A 19,691-nucleotide genomic window follows, 5' to 3' on the forward strand; every position below is an offset into this window, starting at 1 on the left:
ACTTTTTGCAGCATTGGTCAATAAAATCAATGAAAAAGCAGGCACGGATTGGACGACACCTTTCTCTACTGATGCAGTAGTGGAAAAACAGAATGTCATCATCCCGAATGACCGCCGTTATTACCTGCGCGAAATTTCCGAAACGGTCCGCGGCTATCACAAGCTTGCTGCAGAGCAGGCAGACCTTGCGCGCAGATTGTTCCAGATAGAAGGTACAATCGAGGCGGTAAAAGAAAGAGAAACAAACAGCGAAGTAGTTTCCTCACTTCAGGTATTAAAAGAAGAAGTAGAGAAAATGCTGACTCCTGAGTCCAAATATATTCTCGAAAACTGGGAATCCCTCAAGGAAAAGTACAGTGCTGACCAGTTCGTAACGAAGATTCGCGATAAGGAAATTGTCACCGAGCTAAGGACGAAGAGTCTTTCAGGCTTGAGCATCCCTAAAGTGGCACTGCCAAAGTACAAGGACTACGGCGAGATTTTGCGCTGGGTATACCTTGAGAACGTACCAGGAAGTTTCCCTTATACTGCTGGAGTTTTCCCATTCAAGCGTGAAGGTGAGGATCCGAAGCGCCAGTTTGCTGGTGAAGGTACACCTGAACGGACGAACCGCCGTTTCCATTACCTTTCTAAAGACGATAATGCAAAGCGTTTGAGCACGGCTTTTGACTCCGTTACATTATACGGTGAGGATCCTGATTACCGTCCGGATATTTACGGTAAGGTTGGCGAGAGCGGTGTCAGCGTTTGTTCGCTTGATGACATGAAAAAGCTATATGCAGGATTCGACCTTTGCCATCCATCGACATCCGTGTCGATGACAATCAACGGACCGGCACCGATCATACTGGCTATGTTCATGAACACAGCAATTGAACAGCAGGTAGAAAAGAAGGAGCAAGAGCTTGGCCGCAAGCTGAATGAAGAAGAATTTGCACAAGTGAAGGAAATGACTCTTCAGACAGTCCGCGGTACGGTTCAGGCAGATATTTTAAAAGAAGACCAGGGACAGAATACTTGCATCTTCTCTACTGAATTCGCGCTAAGAATGATGGGCGACATCCAGCAGTATTTTATCGATGAGAAGGTCCGGAACTACTATTCTGTTTCGATTTCCGGCTATCATATTGCCGAAGCAGGCGCGAACCCGATTTCCCAGCTGGCGTTCACACTCTCAAATGGCTTCACGTATGTTGAATACTATTTGAGCAGAGGCATGAACATTGATGATTTTGCACCAAACCTGAGCTTCTTCTTCTCAAACGGTCTTGACCCTGAGTACTCAGTGATTGGCCGAGTTGCCCGCCGCATCTGGTCGACAGTCATGAAGAATAAATACGGCGCAAATGAACGAAGCCAGAAGCTGAAGTATCATATCCAGACATCTGGACGTTCACTTCATGCACAGGAAATCGACTTCAACGATATCCGTACGACGCTTCAAGCTTTGATGGCATTGCATGATAACTGCAACTCGCTTCATACAAATGCTTATGACGAAGCAATCACAACGCCAACGGAAGAATCTGTTCGCCGCGCGATGGCCATCCAGATGATCATCACGAAGGAGCACGGATTGACGAAGAATGAGAACCCGCTCCAGGGAGCGTTCATCATCGAAGAGCTGACAGATTTAGTAGAAGAAGCAGTCCTTCAGGAATTTGAACGGATCAATGACCGCGGAGGCGTGCTTGGCGCTATGGAAACACAGTACCAGCGCGGAAAAATCCAGGATGAGTCGATGTACTACGAGATGAAGAAGCATTCAGGGGAGCTGCCGATCATCGGTGTGAATACCTACCTGAATCCAAATCCTCCATCCGAGGAAGAAATCGACAAGATGGAGCTTGCGCGTGCGACGAAAGCGGAAAAAGAAACTCAGATCAGCAACCTTGAAGCCTTCAAAGGCAAAAACAAGGATCAATCCGAAGAAGCACTCAATCGCCTGAAAGAGACAGCAGTCAGCGGAGGCAATATTTTTGCAGAACTGATGGAAACTGTAAAATATGCAAGCCTTGGCCAAATTACCCGGGCACTATACGAAGTAGGCGGCCAGTTCCGCAGGAATATGTAGGATATTGATTTTTCAAAAATAAAGTAAGTATTGTTTAAAAACAAAAGCGATGGTGTATAAAGGTAGGACGTGGCATTAGAGCTTTTGCAATGGATCTAGATTGGGCAAGGTGGCTTGTAGGAAAACTATAAGCCATCTTGCATTTTGTTATGCTCTTTTCGTAAACTAGCATTAACCTAAGATTCCAAAAGAAATGAGAATTGGTACGAGAAACAAATTTTATCAAATTTTTCATATCTTTTACCAAATAATCTTATATAATCTAGATATCAGCTAATACATACGACCTACTTCAGGATGTGAAATTTGTGAGATCGGTGTTATTATCGGCAGGGGCTGTTATGGCAGCTGCAGCCATGTATTATCTATACCAGCGACAGCTCGGGGCGATATCTTTTTTCATTCTTTCAATTGTCTTCTTTTTCCTGGCTTATGCCCAGCTTAAAAAGAGAAAAAGGGCTGGCAGCACGAAAGCGGATAACGAAAGCGAAAAAAGGCGAGAAAAGGACAGATAAAACTGGCATAAAGGTTTAGAATTTGTTTATAATGTAGAATATGCATTCTGGGATATTTTCCTTGTTTTCGGACGCAAGGCCGGGTAAGGCCTGGAATAGAGAAAGGAAGTGCGAAAGTTGAGTTTAAATCAATACTCAAAAGAAGAGCTTCAAGAAATGTCACTGATTGAAGTTGCCTATGAAATTTTAAAAGAGAAAAAGCAGGCTATTACATTCCAAGAACTTATGGCAGAGATCAAGAAGGTCATGAAATTGGACGAGGCCGAAGTAACTGAAAAAATGGTTCAGTTCTATACAGATATAAACATAGATGGACGTTTCATGTCCCAGGGTGAAGGCCGCTGGGGACTGCGCGTTTGGTATCCAGTTGACCAAATCGAAGAAGATAATGTCACGACAGTCAAGCCGAAGAAGAAGAAAGCTAAAAAAGCTGTCGATGAGGATGACCTTGATCTTGACGAATTCGATGAAATCGATGAGGAAGATCTGGACTTCGATGATGACATCGAGGAGTTTGATGAAGATGACGATGATGATCTCGATGATGACGATGATGATGAAGACTTCGACGAGGATCTTGAAGATACTGATGACTTCGACGACGACGAGGAGTTGTTAGAAGACGAAGAAGAGGACCTTCCACTCGAAGATGAAGATGAAGAGGACGAAGAACTGTAATTAACAGCTTGACTTTTACCAGGACCGGCTGTAGAATACTTTTTGGGCTCCTTAAAAAAGGACGATTATGTAAAACAGCTACAAAACGCTCCCCATACTCTGTATGCGGGGCGTTTTTTTTATTTTGTCCAGAAAGCTGAAAACCCCCGACAAAATAGGTTTGCATGATGTTATGCAGACCGATGAATTAGTTAAAAATTTTATTTATAAATCAATTAAACAGGTACATATTGTACAAACTGTTTGATGAGGGGGATTACACAAATGGCAAAGTATATTTTTGTAACAGGCGGCGTAGTTTCGTCATTAGGTAAGGGGATCACGGCAGCATCTCTTGGCAGATTGCTGAAGAACAGGGGTATGAATGTAACAATCCAGAAATTCGACCCATATATCAACGTGGACCCTGGGACAATGAGCCCTTACCAGCACGGTGAAGTATTCGTTACAGATGACGGTGCTGAAACGGATCTGGACCTTGGCCACTACGAGCGTTTCATCGATATTAATCTTAATAAGTACTCTAACGTGACGACAGGAAAAATCTATTCGACTGTTTTGAAAAAAGAACGCCGCGGTGACTACCTGGGCGGAACAGTTCAGGTTATTCCGCATATCACGAATGAAATCAAAGACAAGGTTTTCCGTGCCGGAAAAGAAACCGGCGCAGACGTTGTCATCACTGAAATTGGCGGAACAGTTGGGGACATCGAATCCCTGCCGTTCCTTGAAGCGATCCGCCAGATCAAGAATGACGTTGGCCGCGACAATGTCATGTACGTTCACTGTACATTGGTTCCTTACATCAAGGCAGCCGGCGAAATGAAGACGAAGCCAACACAGCACAGCGTAAAAGAACTTCGCAGTCTTGGTATCCAGCCAAATATCATCGTTCTTCGTACAGAAATGCCGATTTCACAGGACATGAAGGACAAGATTGCCCTTTTCTGTGACATCGATAAGGAAGCGGTAATTGAAGCAGCAGATGCGGATACATTATATTCAATCCCACTTGCGTTGCAGGAGCAGAAGATGGACCAGCTTGTATGCGACCACTTTAAGCTAGATTGCGGTGAAGCTGACATGACAGAGTGGAATGCGCTAGTTGAAAAGGTTACACATCTTTCAGGTAAAACCAGAATTGCTCTTGTTGGTAAATATGTTGAGCTTCAAGACGCTTACATTTCAGTTGTTGAATCATTGAAACATGCTGGTTATGCATTCGATAGCGATATCGAAATCAAGTGGGTTAATTCTGAGGAAGTTACAGAAGAAAATGTCGTTGAATTGCTGAATGATGTAGACGGAATCCTGGTTCCAGGCGGATTCGGCGATCGCGGTATTGAAGGAAAAATCCTTGCGACCAAATATGCTCGTGAGAACAAAGTGCCGTTCTTCGGTATTTGCCTGGGCATGCAGCTTGCATCCGTTGAATTTGCACGCCACGTACTTGGTTTGAAAGACGCACACTCTGCGGAAATTATGCCAAGCACGCCATATCCAATCATCGACCTTCTACCAGAACAGAAGGACATCGAAGATCTAGGTGGGACACTTCGTCTTGGATTATATCCATGTAAGCTTGGTGAAGATACAAAAGCCTTCGCTGCTTACAACGACGATTTGATTTATGAGCGCCACCGCCACCGCTACGAGTTCAACAATGAATACCGCCAGGCAATGGAAAAAGCAGGATTCATTTTCTCTGGGACAAGCCCGGATGGCCGTTTGGTTGAAATCATCGAGCTTAAGGACCACCCATGGTTCCTTGCATCCCAGTTCCACCCGGAATTCACATCAAGACCAACACGCCCGCAGCCATTATTCAGGGACTTCATTGAAGCATCAATCAAGTCAAGTAAGTAATAGGCGGGAAAATAGCAAAAAGCCGGTGAAAAACCACCGGCTTTTTTGCGTTTAAATTAATTTTTTAAGAGAGCCAGTTGGGTCAAAACCCTCAGTTAGTACTCCTCTAAAATTTCCTCAATCGTAAACTTCAAACCGAAGTAAATGTATAATGCGACGATGGAAGTAGGATAGCCGACTCTGTTGCCCATTTCGTCAGGCAGGAGCCCTTTTTTCAATTTTAAGTCGATGTGCACGTCAGCCATAGTATCCAGGCCTGCGACTTCATTTTCACCACGAACAGTAGAGATGGCCACGAAAGGAATCCCTTTTTCTTGCAAATCGCGCGCTACTCCAACAGCCTCTTCGTCGTCGGCATATCGGCTTACAAGCAAAACCCGGTCAGCAGCCTTTAGCTGCACGTCCTCTGTGAAAATCGCCGTAGATTTCAATGGTTCCTCACCATAGACCGCTTCAAGGGCTATTGCCTGCATTTCCTTAGTACCAAAAATATAAACAGTTCCCTCGCCAGCTGCAGCTTGTGCAAGCAGCCGCGCTCCGTCCTCAATCGAAAATTCTTCTTTTTCCTGAAGTCTGTTGAACAAACCTGTCAGCTGTGTCGAAAACATTTTTAACATAACAGCACCTCCGTTTTTGCCAATACTGATTATAAAGTACTACAATGGGAATGAAAAAGCATCTGTCGAAAAATAAGTTTGAAAATATGGGAGGAATTTCAAGCTTTTTAACGAATTGTGTAAATGGGGATAAGACGAAACCATTTCCTGGACAAACACATTTAACAATATACTACATTTATTAGGGGGAAGAGGCGGCATGAAAGAAAAAATACTAATTGTAGACGACCAGTTTGGCATCAGAATTCTACTTAATGAAGTGCTGCAAAAAGAAGGTTATCAAACGTATCAAGCTGCAAATGGCGTCCAGGCCCTGGATATCGTTAAAAAGCATCCACCGGATCTAGTTCTTTTGGACATGAAGATTCCTGGTATGGATGGAATTGAAATTTTAAAAAGAATGAAAGTGATCGATCCTGATATCCGCGTCATCATCATGACCGCTTACGGCGAGCTTGATATGATCCAGGAAGCCATGGATCTGGGTGCGCTGACCCACTTCGCAAAACCATTCGATATTGATGACATCCGCGCAGCAGTTAAAAAATATTCGCAAACCGTTTCGTAATTTAAAACAGCTTACATAGAAGTGTCCTCTCGAATTTTCGGAGGGCATTTCCTTTTTAAAAACAGATAAAAACATAGTTTACAGACTAGTTAAATTATTGGTAACGCTTGCTTTATAGCATTTTTATGACACTTGCAAAAACAGGGCTAGAACAATGGTAATTCTGATTTTCTTTTGGTATGATACTTATGAATTCCACAGGATCATTTCGTTTTGATGAATGCCATCTCGGGTACATAATCAAAAGCAGAGAAGGAAAACCTTTAAAATGGTAGCATTGTCAAAAAGAAGACTGATCATAACGAAGGAGGAAAAGATATGCCTTTAGTTTCAATGACTGAAATGCTGAAAAAAGCGAATGCGGAAGGCTACGCTGTTGGGCAATTTAACTTAAATAACCTTGAATTTACTCAAGCGATCCTTCAGGCTGCAGAAGCTGAAAAATCGCCAGTTATCCTTGGTGTTTCCGAAGGCGCAGCACGTTACATGGGCGGCTTCAAAACAGTAGTGAAAATGGTAGAAGGCTTGATGGAGGACTACAAAACAACAGTTCCTGTCGCAATTCACTTAGACCATGGTTCAAGCTACGAAATATGTAAAGAAGCGATCGATGCAGGTTTCACATCTGTTATGATTGATGCTTCACACGGTCCTTTCGAAGATAACGTTTCGACAACTTCAAAGGTTGTAGAATACGCTCACTCAAAAGGAGTTTCTGTTGAAGCTGAATTGGGAGTTGTCGGCGGACAGGAAGATGATGTCGTTGCTGATGGCGTTATCTATGCTGACCCTAAAGAGTGTGAAGAACTTGTTCAGCGCACTGGCATCGACTGCCTTGCTCCTGCACTTGGATCTGTACACGGCCCTTACAAAGGTGAACCAAACCTTGGTTTCAAGGAAATGGAAGAAATCAACAAGACAGCTGGTGTGCCTTTAGTATTGCACGGCGGAACTGGAATCCCTACAAAAGACATCCAGAAAGCTATCTCTTTCGGTACAGCTAAAGTCAATGTAAATACTGAAAACCAAATTGCTTCAGCTAAAGTTGTTCGCCAGGTATTGGCTGAAAAGCCTAACGAGTATGATCCACGTAAATACCTTGGACCAGCTCGCGACGCGATCAAGGAAACTGTAATCGGCAAAATGCGCGAATTCGGTTCTTCCAACAAAGCGTAAAAGCAATAAAATTCTGTTATAATGAAACCGCCTTACATCAAGGCGGTTTTTATCCATTTTTATATGTTTGAAAATTATGTCGACTGGAGGCGTTTACAAATGAAGTTTTTTATCGATACTGCCAATATGGAAGAAATTCGCGAGGCATACACTCTAGGGATTTTATCCGGTGTCACAACAAACCCATCACTCGTAGCAAAAGAGAAGAATGTAAAGTTTGAAGACCGCTTGAAGGAAATCACTGAATTAGTTCCTGGTTCCGTCAGCGCAGAAGTCATCGCACTAGATGCAGAAGGCATGATCAAAGAGGGAAAAGAGCTAGCAGCAATCGCTCCTAACATCACGATCAAAGTTCCGATGACACCAGAAGGGTTGAAGGCGGTTTCTGTATTCTCAAAAGAGGGAATCAAGACGAATGTGACATTAGTCTTCAGTGCAAACCAGGCATTGCTGGCAGCAAGAGCGGGCGCTACATATGTATCCCCATTCCTGGGCCGCCTGGATGACATCGGCCATAACGGACTCGACTTGATTTCAACGATTGCCGAAATCTTCACAATCCACGGAATCGACACAGAAATCATCGCCGCGTCCATCCGCCATCCACAGCACGTAACAGACGCAGCACTAAGAGGCGCACACATCTCAACCGTACCATACAAAGTAATCCAGCAAATGTTCAACCACCCACTAACAGACAAAGGAATCGAAGCCTTCCTGAAAGACTGGGAATCACGCGGACAGTAATTTTTTCTTTTAGTAATTGAAAAGTAATCAGTGTATCACGCCCTGTTGATTGAAGTGGAAGGCGCGAAGACTCCTGCGGGAGCATGGGTCAGGGGAGACCCCGCAGGAGTGAAACGACGAGGAGGCTCCACGAGCCACCCGCGGAAAGCGAAGCGCCTGGAACGAAAATCAACAGCCTAGTTTCAAAGAACCATCTTAATAATAAAGGCTTGTACATTTCAGCCTCCTTGCGGGTAGCGGGGCACCTGAACGAAAATCAACAACTGATTAACAAAGAGATGGTCCAGGCAAACTGAGACCATCTTTATTAGGAAGTTTTACCCAATTTAAACTTTTTTGCATTTTATTACATGAAATTGGGAATATCGTGTAAACTAAAGGAATAGAAAACTCCCGGAATCTGAGTGTTTTTAATGGAAAAATGTTCCTTATCGATTTCGGTAATCAAATCTAAGTAGAGCCTATATCGGTCTTAGCTGTAAATTGTTTGCATCTCCAGCTTGACCTTAATACATCACGGCTTAGAAGGGAGTCAAAAATGGAAAAGCTTAAGATTGCAGGCGGCTATCCTTTAAAAGGGACTGTTCGGGTCAGCGGTGCGAAAAACAGCGCAGTGGCCTTGATCCCAGCAACGATTTTAGCTGAATCGCCTGTGACCATTGAAGGTTTGCCGGATATTTCCGACGTTCATATGCTCAAGGACTTAATGGAGGAGATCGGCGGTTCTGTTGAATTCTCGAACAATGAAATGACGGTAGATCCGTCTTCCATGATTTCCATGCCTTTGCCGAATGGAAAAGTGAAAAAGCTGCGAGCTTCATACTATTTAATGGGAGCGATGCTTGGCCGTTTCAAAAAAGCTGTCATCGGACTGCCGGGCGGCTGCCATTTGGGCCCTAGGCCGATCGATCAGCATATAAAAGGATTCGAAGCGCTTGGTGCCAGCGTGACAAACGAACAGGGCGCGATTTACCTGCGTGCCGACGAACTTCGCGGTGCAAGAATTTATCTTGACGTCGTCAGTGTTGGGGCAACAATTAACATTATGCTTGCCGCTGTCCGTGCAAAAGGGCGCACAATCATTGAAAATGCGGCAAAAGAGCCGGAAATCATTGATGTAGCGACCTTGCTCACAAATATGGGAGCGAAAATCAAAGGCGCAGGTACGGATGTCATCCGTATTGATGGAGTCGACGAGCTTCACGGCTGCCGCCACACCATCATTCCTGACCGCATCGAAGCAGGGACGTACCTGATTCTTGGTGCTGCCATTGGTGAAGGTGTAACAATAGATAATGTCATTCCTCAGCATATTGAGTCACTTGTGGCCAAGCTGAAGGAAATGGGTGCTCATATTGAGGCAAGTGACGAGCAAATTTATGTCGCGCCAACTGAGCGATATAAAGCAATCGATATTAAAACGCTTGTTTATCCTGGTTTCCCAACTGATCTGCAGCAGCCATTCACAGCGCTGCTGACAAGGGCAGAGGGCTCGAGTGTCGTGACAGATACGATTTACGGTGCCCGCTTCAAGCATATTGACGAGCTTAGAAGAATGAATGCCAATATTAAAGTCGAAGGCAGATCGGCAATCATCAGTGGTCCTGTCAAGCTTCAGGGAGCTAAAGTAAAGGCCAGTGACCTCCGTGCCGGAGCTGCGCTTGTCATTGCCGGACTGATGGCGGAAGGTGTCACCGAAATCACTGGTGTCGACCATATCGACCGCGGCTATAGCCATATTGTTGAAAAGCTAAATGGACTAGGTGCCACAATTTGGCGTGAAGATATGACATCTGAAGAGCAAGAAGAAGTGAAAAAATCATAAAAAGTATAGTACAATAGAGCTGTACAATACAAATAGTGGTGCTAATGCTTATCGGAATCGCGAAATAGTATAACTTATTTAACTGCCGAGCAGCCAACTATGGAAGCGTCAAAGTTTCGCTTCTTTAGAAGTTCCGGAGACATAATCGACTAACGAGGAGAAAGTTGATTTATGGAAACGGATTGGTTGAGAGGAACACCTTTTCGGTAGGCATTAGCATCTTTCATGATTAGGGGATGATCATATGGAACGTAGCTTAACGATGGAGCTTGTCCGCGTAACAGAAGCGGCTGCGCTTGCTTCAGCCCGCTGGATGGGACGCGGTAAAAAAGACGAAGCTGACGATGCTGCAACGTCGGCAATGAGAGATGTGTTTGACACCATCCCGATGAAAGGCACAGTTGTAATCGGCGAAGGGGAAATGGACGAAGCGCCGATGCTGTATATCGGTGAAAAGCTTGGGACAGGCTATGGTCCGCGTTTGGATGTCGCTGTCGATCCTTTGGAGGGAACGAACATTGTCGCGTCTGGCGGCTGGAATGCCCTTGCAGTCCTTGCGGTAGCAGATAACGGTAACCTGCTTCACGCGCCGGACATGTACATGGATAAACTTGCGGTAGGGCCTGAGGCGGTAGGCATGGTCGATATCAATGCATCCGTTCTTGATAACCTGAGGGCAGTGGCAAAAGCGAAGAACAAGGATATTGAAGATGTAGTGGCAACGGTATTGAACCGTCCTCGCCATGAACATATCATTGCCCAGCTTCGTGAAGCTGGTGCAAGGATCAAATTAATCAATGACGGAGATGTAGCTGGCGCGATCAATACAGCGTTTGATACTACCGGCGTAGATATCCTATTCGGTTCAGGCGGAGCACCTGAGGGTGTAATCGCAGCGGTAGCTCTGAAAAGCCTCGGTGGCGAAATCCAGGGTAGATTGCTTCCGCAAAATGACGCAGAACTAGAGCGCTGCAAAAAAATGGGTATCGATGTCAATAAAGTCCTTCTTATGGAAGATTTCGTACGAGGCGACGATGCGATTTTCGCTGCAACAGGCGTAACCGATGGCGAGTTGCTAAAAGGAGTCCAGTTCAAAGGCTCATACGGCTCAACCCATTCAGTCGTCATGCGCGCAAAATCAGGCACAGTCCGCTTCATTGAAGGACAGCACAGCCTAAAGAAAAAGCCGCATTTGGTAATGAAATAATACTTTTTTAATAATATTGACTGCAAACCCTTACAAACTAGCTCTCTTCACCGCATTCTGTAGGTGAAGGGAGCTAATAAATAAAATGATTGATTATTTTTCCTATTTAAGGGTAAAATGAAAATTGTTTTAATAATCTTGTTGATTCAGATCAGACACAAACCAGTTGTATACCTTCATTAATTCCTTCTTACAACCTTCAAAGGAAACTCATTTCTTCTTTTTCCATCCATACGCTTATATTCTTAATACATTTTTTTATGGGGGAAATCGAAATATTTTAAGGCGTGGTGACATTATGGAAGTAAATATTTCAAGCTTAGAAAATATGAAATTGAAAGAGCTTTATGAACTGGCAAAAGAGTATAAAGTCTCTTACTACAGCAAATTATCGAAGAAAGAACTTATTTTTGCTATTTTAAAAGCGCGTGCGGAACAGCAGGGCTATTTTTTCATGGAAGGTGTCCTGGAAATCATCCAGTCTGAAGGCTTTGGTTTCCTGCGCCCGATTAACTACTCGCCAAGCTCAGAGGATATCTATATCTCGGCTTCGCAAATCCGCCGTTTTGATTTAAGGAACGGGGATAAAGTATCGGGGAAAGTCCGTCCTCCTAAAGAGAACGAACGTTACTTCGGCTTGCTTCAGGTAGAGGCAGTCAATGGTGATGACCCTGAATCGGCGAAGGAAAGGGTTCACTTCCCGGGATTGACTCCATTATATCCTGACCGCATGATGAAACTGGAGACAACCCATAAACATGTATCAACAAGGATCATGGATGTGATCTCCCCTGTCGGCTTCGGTCAGCGTGGCTTGATTGTCGCACCGCCAAAGGCTGGTAAGACCATGCTTTTAAAAGAAATCGCCAACAGCATTACGACAAACCATCCTGAAGCAGAACTGATTGTACTGCTGATCGATGAGCGTCCGGAAGAGGTAACAGATATCGAACGTTCCGTTGCCGGCGATGTTGTCAGCTCGACTTTTGATGAAGTGCCTGAAAACCACATCAAGGTTGCCGAGCTTGTGCTTGAGCGTGCGATGCGCCTTGTTGAGCACAAGCGTGACGTCATCATCCTGATGGACAGCATTACTCGTCTTGCTCGTGCATACAATCTTGTCATCCCGCCAAGCGGACGTACATTGTCCGGCGGTATTGATCCTGCGGCATTCCACCGTCCGAAGCGCTTTTTCGGTGCTGCCCGTAATATCGAAGAAGGCGGCAGCTTGACGATTCTTGCGACTGCTCTTGTTGATACAGGATCACGTATGGATGATGTCATCTATGAAGAGTTCAAGGGAACTGGAAACATGGAACTTCACCTTGACCGTTCACTTGCAGAAAGAAGGATCTTCCCTGCGATCGACATTCGCAGATCCGGAACTCGTAAAGAAGAACTTCTTATTCCGAAAGACCATCTGGATAAGTTGTGGGCAATCCGCAAATCGATGTCGGATTCACCAGATTTCGCGGAAAAATTCTTGCGCAAGCTAAGGCTTTCCAAGTCAAATGAAGACTTTTTCGCCGTTCTTGGCGAGGAAATGAAGAGCAATAACAAGCGTTCTTAATTCCAAATTATGGTCGTAAAAACTAACTTGAAATATATAGATGGACTTGTTATAATGAGTGCAGTGTGTTTTTCCAATAACGGCAGGATTGCTAAAGCCGTTGATTATAACTCTGTTTCGGATATGATTCAGGGCGGAAGGAGATGAAAAGAATGAAATCAGGAATTCATCCAAACTACAAAACAGTTAAGGTGACTTGTGCTTGCGGTAACGAATTCGAAACTGGTTCTGTAAAGAACGAGATTCGCGTTGAAACTTGCTCTGAGTGCCACCCATTCTATACTGGACGTCAGAAGTTTGCTGAAGCTGGCGGACGTGTTGACCGCTTCAATAAGAAATACGGTCTTAAAAACAACCAGTAATATAAGAAATGATAGAACAGGCAAGAAGCTTTGCGACTTGCCTGTTTTTTATTTTGTATTTTTCGGGTTTTTAGTCCGAAATAATTGCATGTACTTTGGGGTACATATATATAAAATTTAATTTTGTGAACTTTATTTTTCTGTCTGGATTCGGCGCCTTTTTTTGTTATAATGGAAAAAGCTGAAAAAAAGTGTCGAACTTTTAACCAGGCTTTTTTCGTACCTTTATGGCATGGAGAAGCCGTAAAAATACGAAAACAGCTTACCTAGTAAGGTTAAATGTTATAGGTATTAACCTTTGCTAGAAGTCCAGCTACAGCGCCTAGCCCCTCGAGTCGCTTCGGTCCGCCCGATGAAGTCAAAGAACGACTTCACCTGTCGGCCCTCCAGCGCTTGTCGGTGCTGAGCAAGGCGCTTTCGCTATCTATTTTTCCAGCGAGGAAGGAGAGGCCGACCATGTACGTTATGAAACAAAGCGGTTGGATTGAATTGATTTGCGGCAGCATGTTTTCCGGTAAGTCCGAAGAACTGATCCGCCGCGTGCGCAGAACTCAGTTTGCCAAGCAAAAAATTGCTGTATTCAAGCCTGCGATTGATAACCGCTACAGCGAAGAATCGGTTGTATCACACAACGGAACTGCAGTTACTGCAAAGCCTATTGCCAACTCTACTGATATTTTCAAGCATATCAACCCTGATATCGATGTCATTGCCATTGATGAGGTGCAATTTTTTGACAATGAAATCCTTCAGGTGATCCAGCATCTTGCAGACAGCGGCTACCGCGTCATCGTTGCCGGTCTTGACCAGGATTTCCGCGGAGAGCCATTCGGGCAGATGCCAGCATTGATGGCCGTTGCAGAAAATGTGACCAAGCTTCAGGCTGTGTGTGCGGTCTGTGGATCGCCGTCTAGCCGAACACAGCGCTTGATCAACGGCAAGCCAGCCTCTTATGATGATCCCGTCATTCTCGTTGGAGCGTCCGAATCGTACGAACCGCGATGCAGGCACCATCATGAAGTTCCAAAGTCACCAAACGAGCTTAATATCGAGAAAACGACTGAAAGCTTAACATAAAGGTGAATCCTCCCGTGTCGGGGGGGGTTTTTTATTGATCTGCAGGGTAGGAATTCCCTGATATTGGATGAATGTGCAATTACGTCATGTTATGGTGCAATTATGCCAAACGACCGTGCAATTAATGGTTCCATCTGTGCAATTATTGATCTTTTACGTGCAATTATAGTGGCTGAGTAAGAGAATAATTTTTCCAGCTGCTGATTTTTCCTGATTTAGAAGCTCAACAATACTGCTTGGATGCATTTCAGCAGCTTTTTTGGGCAACCTAACAGCGGGAGGTGCCATAATTTGAAAAAATTACTCATGTTGTTTTTGCTTGCGATGGTTATGGTTTCAGGATGTGGCCAGGATAATACAGATTCAGTCTATGACAAGGATGAAGACCAGGCTGGTGTGGACCTTAATAGGGAAGATGACGGTGTCCGCGAAGGAGATGGACCGAATTTCACGAGGGATCAGGATGACGGCATGACAATGACCGATCAGAACCCGAATTTGCTGAACACCGATAACGAAAACCACCATAGTTTTTCCCAGGATGTCCAAAAAGCGAAGGACGTCATTTCTGATGCTGGCTATGAGCCGGGATCTATCTGGATTAATGGCGGCAAAATGAACGTAACCGCACAACTCCAAGGGCGCGTAACTAGAAAAGACCGAGAAAATGCCCAAAAAACACTGCAGGAAAAACTAACAAGAGCATTGCCACGCTACGACGTAAACGTTGATATTGAATAAAATTCTGGAGAACAACAGCATGCTCGTAAAAGGGCATGCTTTTTCTGATGCCTACAAGGCGTTCAAGCTTTTCCGTTATACATAAAATAAATGTACAAGGGCGCTTGCGCTATTCCATTCACAATGGCTTTGACTGGGTGTGTCACCTATACTATAATTAGAATGTTATGCTATGTTGAACTATTGGACCTGTTGCGGAAATAAACAGGCAAGAATAAATTTATAATCCAATTTTCAAGGCTATAAAAATAGAGGTGAGTGTCCGTGTTTGATCGTCTTCAAGCAGTTGAGGATCGTTATGAAAGATTGAATGAACTATTGAGTGACCCGGAAGTTGTCAATGACTCGAAAAAGCTCCGCGAGTATTCAAAGGAGCAGTCTGATATCCAGGAAACAGTCATGGCTTATCGTGAGTATAAAGAAGTTAAAGAGCAGCTGACAGATGCAAAAGCGATGCTTGAGGATAAGCTTGATGCAGAGATGCGTGAAATGGTAAAGGAAGAAATCTCTGAGCTAGAACCGCGCATTGAGGAGCTTGAGGCTCGTATCAAGGTTCTTCTTATTCCTAAAGATCCTAACGATGACAAGAACGTTATCATGGAAATCCGTGGCGCTGCAGGCGGCGATGAAGCTGCTTTATTTGCCGGTGACCTTTACAGGATGTACAGCCGTTATGCTGAATCGCAGGGCTGGAAAACGGAAGTCATCGATGCCAGCACGACTGGGGTAGGCGGTTTTAAAGAGATCATCTTCATGATCAATGGTAATGGCGCTTATTCCAAAATGAAGTTCGAAAACGGTGCGCACCGCGTCCAGCGTGTTCCGGAAACAGAATCAGGCGGCCGTATCCATACTTCAACCGCTACAGTTGCATGTCTTCCTGAAGCTGAAGAAGTGGAAATCGAGCTTCACGATAAAGACATCCGCTTTGACGCCTTTGCATCGAGCGGCGCCGGCGGACAGTCTGTTAACACGACAATGTCAGCTGTACGTCTGACGCATATTCCAACTGGAATTGTTGTATCATGCCAGGATGAAAAATCACAGCATAAAAACAAAGACAAGGCGATGAAGGTACTTCGTGCACGTGTCTACGACAAGTTCCAGCAGGAAGCACAGGCAGAGTATGATCAGGTCCGTAAATCTGCTGTAGGTACAGGGGACCGCTCAGAGCGTATCCGTACGTACAATTTCCCGCAAAACCGCGTGACCGACCACCGTATCGGCCTGACAATCCAGAAGCTTGACCAGATCCTTCAGGGCAAGATGGATGAGATCATCGAAGCGCTAATTATGGAAGACCAATCTCAGAGACTTGAGAGTGCGAACAATGACTAATGTGAAAATATTTGAAGCCCTCGAATGGGCTTCTTCTTTTTTAAAAGAACATAACCGTGAGGAGTTCGCCGGTGAGCTTTTGCTGCGCCATTATTCCGGTCTGTCCCGTACGTCAATGCTTGCGATGATGCGCGACGAACTTGATGGGGAAGTGTGGACTGAGTTTCAGGCTGGTGTAAAAAGGCATGCTGCTGGCGAGCCGATCCAATATATCATTGGCAGCGAGGAGTTTTACGGCCGCCGCTTCAACGTGAATGAGCATGTGCTGATTCCCCGGCCGGAGACGGAGGAGCTTGTTTATGGAACGCTTCAGCGTCTAGACAGGCTTTTTCTAGAGAGTGGTCCAATTGATCTTGTTGATGTCGGGACAGGTAGTGGGGCTATTTCAATAACATTGAAGCTGGAAAAACCGGCTCTTAAGGTGACAGCTACCGATCTATCTGACGATGCCTTGGAGATGGCACGGAAAAATGCCAGCGAGCTTGGCGCAGATATTGAGTTTATTCAGGGCGACCTTTTGAAGCCGCTGATTTTACAAGGAAAAAAAGTAGATGCTGTCATCTCGAATCCGCCATATATCCCGGTTGCTGACCAAGAATGGATGTCAGATATCGTGACGGAACACGAGCCTCATATGGCGCTTTTTGCAGGTGAAGATGGACTGGACCTGTATCGCCGCTTTATGGAGGAACTTCCGCTTGTATTAAAGGAGAAGGCATTAGTCGGCTTTGAAATCGGCGCTGGCCAAGGCGAAGCGGTTCGAAGGCTGCTGAAAAAAACGTTCCCGCAAGCAAAGGTAGAAGTTGTTTTTGATATCAATGGCAAGGACCGGATGGTGTTTGCGGAAATGGACTCCTAAAAAAGGGGTCCAATTTTTTTCAAAATTACTAGTTTAAGAATCTATCAATCTGTCCACACTGTGACTAGTGAAGGGACGGTGCGAGAGATGATGATGATGAAAAAATCAGCCGCTATTTTATACATATTCTTATTATGCGCAGGTACTATTTTAAGTTTATATACACCAAAAAATGAAGTGACAGCGAAGGAAGCGATGGTCATCCCGAACGAGGCGATTCGCTTGAGGATTCTCGCCAACAGCGATCTGGAAAAGGACCAGAATATCAAACGTCTGATCCGCGACGAAGTGAACAAAGAAATCACGAAATGGGTTCAGGAACTGACTTCGATTGAAGCTGCGAGGAACGTTATCAAATCAAAGCTTCCTGAAATCCAGGCAATCGCGGAAAGAGTTGTCGCATCTGAAGGCTCAAATCACTCTGTAAAAACTGAGTTTGACAAAGTCCAGTTTCCTACTAAGTTATATGGTCAATTACTTTATCCGGCAGGTGAGTACGAAGCAATCCTCATCACGATTGGTGAAGGCAAAGGCGCAAACTGGTGGTGCGTCCTGTACCCGCCACTATGCTTCCTGGATTTTTCAAACGGAGAAGCAACAAGCGAAGGCTTCGACGAAAATGACGACAAAGGCAATGTAAAAGCTGACGCTGAAGACGAGTCAGCAGATGCCAAGCAGGATGATGAAAAAGAAAGCAAAAAAGGCAAAAAAACAGTATATGAAGGCAGCGAAGAAGAGGAAGTGGAAGTAACATTCTTCCTCGTTGAGATTTGGAATAGAATATTTGGCTAAAATAGCCCCTGCACAGGTTGCAGGGGCTATTTTTTGCTTGAAATGGAATTATATTGGCGAATTTAAAAAGATTTCGACCACATTTTGAATTATTCTGGCGGATATTTAAATAATTCAACCACATTTTGAATTAATTCGATCACTTTAAAGAATTATTCGACCAACTGGGGATTATCCGCTCATGATTGAGCTTCGATCGAGATCTTTGTGATTAAATATTCTGCGCAAATCTCTCATCCGGAATTTTGTTGAGCATCACATAAAGTGTAACTGGCTCTGAGCCGGTATTTTTATAAGCGAGCTCTTCTGTTCCGCTCACATGTACTGTTTCATTCGCAGCCGCCACTACTTCTTCACCGTCAATGGTGAATGTGCCTTCGCCCTGCATGGTCAGGATATAAACTTCTGTTCCTGGATGTGTGTGCTTTGGCAGCTCCTGCCCTGGCATGAAGTTCAAAAGGAATACAGTGCTCTCGCCTTTTTTGAAGACAATCCTCTTAGTAAAACGTTCTACGCTGAATTCCTGGTATTGTGTTAATGACTGTTTTTCCATCATAAGTTCCTCCTTATTGTCTGTTAATCATAATGGGTGCGATCTGGCTCAAACGCTCGAACAGGGCCTTTCCGCCATCGGTTTCAATCAAACCCGTTTCCGTAAGTGTTTCGTGCATCAACTTCAGCCATGCCTGGGCGCGCACTGGCGTGATTTCGAATGGCATATGCCTTACTCTCATATTGGGCGGTCCAAACTCTTCACTATAAAGTGCCCCGCCACCGGTCAGCTGTGTAAGGAACATCCACTGCTTCCTTTTGATTTCTGCTATATCGCCTTCGAACAAAGGACTGAGCTCCTCATTTTCATACACCTTTGGATAAAATGTATCGACAATCTTGCGGATTGCTTCGTCGCCGCCAATCCGATCATATATTGTTTTTATTTCCATGCCGTTCCCCCTTTTTGAGAAAGGTTTTCAATTACTTAATTTTATTATACCCACATAAAACAAGCGGGATAGTGACTTAAATCACTCACTTATGAATTTTTCACTATGAGAAGCTAGGAAACATTAGCTAGCTTCTCTTAAGAAATACTTGGAAGAGGAGGAAAAATGACTGTCGGAATTTCCAAAAATATTACATTATTCGAACAAGCATATTACATTCCCTTGATACTAGTTTCATGATGGGAGAATCCGGATATTCAAAGTAGTGTAACATCAAAACTTTGATTTTCAAGGAGGATGAGTAAAATGGCTAAAAACAATAATAATGATAAGATGTCACGTGAAGAACGAGGACGCATGGGCGGCGAAGCTACAAGCCAAAACCATGGCAGCGAATTCTATCAGGAAATCGGCCGTAAAGGCGGCGAAGCAACTTCCAACAATCACGATCAAGATTTCTATCAGGAAATTGGCCGCAAAGGCGGAGAGGCTACAGCTGAGAGCCATGACAGCGAATTCTACCAGGAAATCGGGAAAAAAGGTGGCGAAGCAACATCAGAAAGCCACGATAAGGACTTCTATCAGGAGATTGGCCGCAAAGGCGGCGAAGCGACTTCTGAAAACCATGACCGAAGCTTCTATGAAGAAATCGGTGAAAAAGGCGGCAATTCCCGCAATAACAACAATAAATAATCATTTGGCTTAGAGTGCCAGAATTGTATGACGGTACGGCAG

General features: G+C 44.5%; 20 protein-coding genes. 17 read left to right on the top strand and 3 right to left on the bottom strand.

Features of this window, described 5'->3' with window-relative positions; all coding sequences use genetic code 11:
- From ACH0QE_RS22970 to ACH0QE_RS22985, 4 genes are all read left to right on the top strand, one after another.
- Positions 1-2,074, top strand: a 2,074-nt coding sequence (locus ACH0QE_RS22970; RefSeq protein ID WP_415802757.1) for a methylmalonyl-CoA mutase family protein, incomplete at its 5' end; no start/stop codon positions are given.
- A gap of 308 nt (positions 2,075-2,382) precedes the next feature.
- Complete coding sequence (locus tag ACH0QE_RS22975; RefSeq protein ID WP_415802758.1) at positions 2,383-2,589, top strand: hypothetical protein; 207 nt, start codon at positions 2,383-2,385, stop codon at positions 2,587-2,589.
- A 117-nt stretch (positions 2,590-2,706) separates the two neighbouring features.
- Complete coding sequence (gene rpoE, locus ACH0QE_RS22980) at positions 2,707-3,267, top strand: DNA-directed RNA polymerase subunit delta (protein WP_415802759.1); 561 nt, start codon at positions 2,707-2,709, stop codon at positions 3,265-3,267.
- A gap of 264 nt (positions 3,268-3,531) precedes the next feature.
- Positions 3,532-5,133, top strand: a complete 1,602-nt coding sequence (locus tag ACH0QE_RS22985) for a CTP synthase (RefSeq protein ID WP_415802760.1) — start codon at positions 3,532-3,534, stop codon at positions 5,131-5,133.
- 95 nt (positions 5,134-5,228) lie between these two features.
- On the opposite strand, the gene ACH0QE_RS22990 is transcribed toward ACH0QE_RS22985, so the two are convergent.
- Positions 5,229-5,750: a DUF2529 domain-containing protein gene (locus tag ACH0QE_RS22990; protein ID WP_415802761.1), complete on the bottom strand. Its 522-nt coding sequence runs from the start codon at positions 5,748-5,750 to the stop codon at positions 5,229-5,231.
- Between the two features lie 199 nt (positions 5,751-5,949).
- On the opposite strand from ACH0QE_RS22990, the gene ACH0QE_RS22995 reads away from it, so the two are divergent.
- The 12 genes from ACH0QE_RS22995 to spoIIR all read left to right on the top strand — a co-directional run bounded on the left by ACH0QE_RS22995 (position 5,950) and on the right by spoIIR (position 18,012).
- Positions 5,950-6,318 carry a response regulator gene (locus ACH0QE_RS22995; RefSeq protein WP_041964634.1) on the top strand — a complete coding sequence of 123 codons (369 nt, stop codon included), beginning with the start codon at positions 5,950-5,952 and terminating at the stop codon, positions 6,316-6,318.
- Between the two features lie 318 nt (positions 6,319-6,636).
- The gene (locus ACH0QE_RS23000; protein WP_415802762.1) at positions 6,637-7,494 is read left to right on the top strand and encodes a class II fructose-bisphosphate aldolase; all 858 of its coding nucleotides are present in this window, start codon (positions 6,637-6,639) and stop codon (positions 7,492-7,494) included.
- A 99-nt stretch (positions 7,495-7,593) separates the two neighbouring features.
- Positions 7,594-8,241 (top strand): fructose-6-phosphate aldolase, encoded by a 648-nt coding sequence (gene fsa / locus ACH0QE_RS23005; protein WP_226603136.1) that lies wholly within the window; start codon positions 7,594-7,596, stop codon positions 8,239-8,241.
- A gap of 538 nt (positions 8,242-8,779) precedes the next feature.
- Positions 8,780-10,066 carry a UDP-N-acetylglucosamine 1-carboxyvinyltransferase gene (locus ACH0QE_RS23010; RefSeq protein ID WP_041964631.1) on the top strand — a complete coding sequence of 429 codons (1,287 nt, stop codon included), beginning with the start codon at positions 8,780-8,782 and terminating at the stop codon, positions 10,064-10,066.
- 244 nt (positions 10,067-10,310) lie between these two features.
- The gene (gene glpX, locus ACH0QE_RS23015; RefSeq protein WP_215032226.1) at positions 10,311-11,273 is read left to right on the top strand and encodes a class II fructose-bisphosphatase; all 963 of its coding nucleotides are present in this window, start codon (positions 10,311-10,313) and stop codon (positions 11,271-11,273) included.
- Positions 11,274-11,571: 298 nt separating this feature from the next.
- Positions 11,572-12,843, top strand: coding sequence for a transcription termination factor Rho (gene rho / locus ACH0QE_RS23020; RefSeq protein ID WP_415802764.1), 1,272 nt, complete (start codon positions 11,572-11,574; stop codon positions 12,841-12,843).
- 152 nt (positions 12,844-12,995) lie between these two features.
- Positions 12,996-13,205 carry a 50S ribosomal protein L31 gene (rpmE, locus tag ACH0QE_RS23025; RefSeq protein ID WP_041964628.1) on the top strand — a complete coding sequence of 70 codons (210 nt, stop codon included), beginning with the start codon at positions 12,996-12,998 and terminating at the stop codon, positions 13,203-13,205.
- Positions 13,206-13,661: 456 nt separating this feature from the next.
- Positions 13,662-14,282, top strand: a complete 621-nt coding sequence (locus ACH0QE_RS23030) for a thymidine kinase (protein ID WP_415802765.1) — start codon at positions 13,662-13,664, stop codon at positions 14,280-14,282.
- Between the two features lie 291 nt (positions 14,283-14,573).
- Positions 14,574-15,023, top strand: a complete 450-nt coding sequence (locus ACH0QE_RS23035; RefSeq protein WP_415802766.1) for a hypothetical protein — start codon at positions 14,574-14,576, stop codon at positions 15,021-15,023.
- Positions 15,024-15,287: 264 nt separating this feature from the next.
- A complete protein-coding gene (gene prfA / locus ACH0QE_RS23040) occupies positions 15,288-16,361 on the top strand; it encodes a peptide chain release factor 1 (protein WP_415802767.1) in 1,074 nt (357 codons plus the stop codon).
- Entirely contained in the window at positions 16,354-17,220 is an 867-nt protein-coding gene (gene prmC / locus ACH0QE_RS23045; protein WP_415802768.1) for a peptide chain release factor N(5)-glutamine methyltransferase, read from the top strand. The genes prfA and prmC overlap by 8 nt, the downstream gene beginning before the upstream one ends.
- A gap of 93 nt (positions 17,221-17,313) precedes the next feature.
- Entirely contained in the window at positions 17,314-18,012 is a 699-nt protein-coding gene (spoIIR, locus tag ACH0QE_RS23050) for a stage II sporulation protein R (RefSeq protein WP_415802811.1), read from the top strand.
- A gap of 211 nt (positions 18,013-18,223) precedes the next feature.
- Here spoIIR and ACH0QE_RS23055 read toward each other — a convergent pair whose 3' ends face one another.
- Both ACH0QE_RS23055 and ACH0QE_RS23060 read right to left on the bottom strand, forming a co-directional pair.
- Complete coding sequence (locus ACH0QE_RS23055) at positions 18,224-18,568, bottom strand: cupin domain-containing protein (protein WP_415802769.1); 345 nt, start codon at positions 18,566-18,568, stop codon at positions 18,224-18,226.
- Positions 18,569-18,578: 10 nt separating this feature from the next.
- Complete coding sequence (locus ACH0QE_RS23060; protein WP_415802770.1) at positions 18,579-18,956, bottom strand: globin; 378 nt, start codon at positions 18,954-18,956, stop codon at positions 18,579-18,581.
- A 306-nt stretch (positions 18,957-19,262) separates the two neighbouring features.
- Between ACH0QE_RS23060 and ACH0QE_RS23065 the strand changes: the two genes are divergently transcribed.
- A complete protein-coding gene (locus tag ACH0QE_RS23065; protein ID WP_415802771.1) occupies positions 19,263-19,649 on the top strand; it encodes a KGG domain-containing protein in 387 nt (128 codons plus the stop codon).
- Positions 19,650-19,691 lie beyond the last annotated feature (42 nt).

This window comes from Mesobacillus sp. (assembly GCF_047739415.1).
Taxonomy (GTDB): Bacteria; Bacillota; Bacilli; order Bacillales; family Cytobacillaceae; genus Mesobacillus.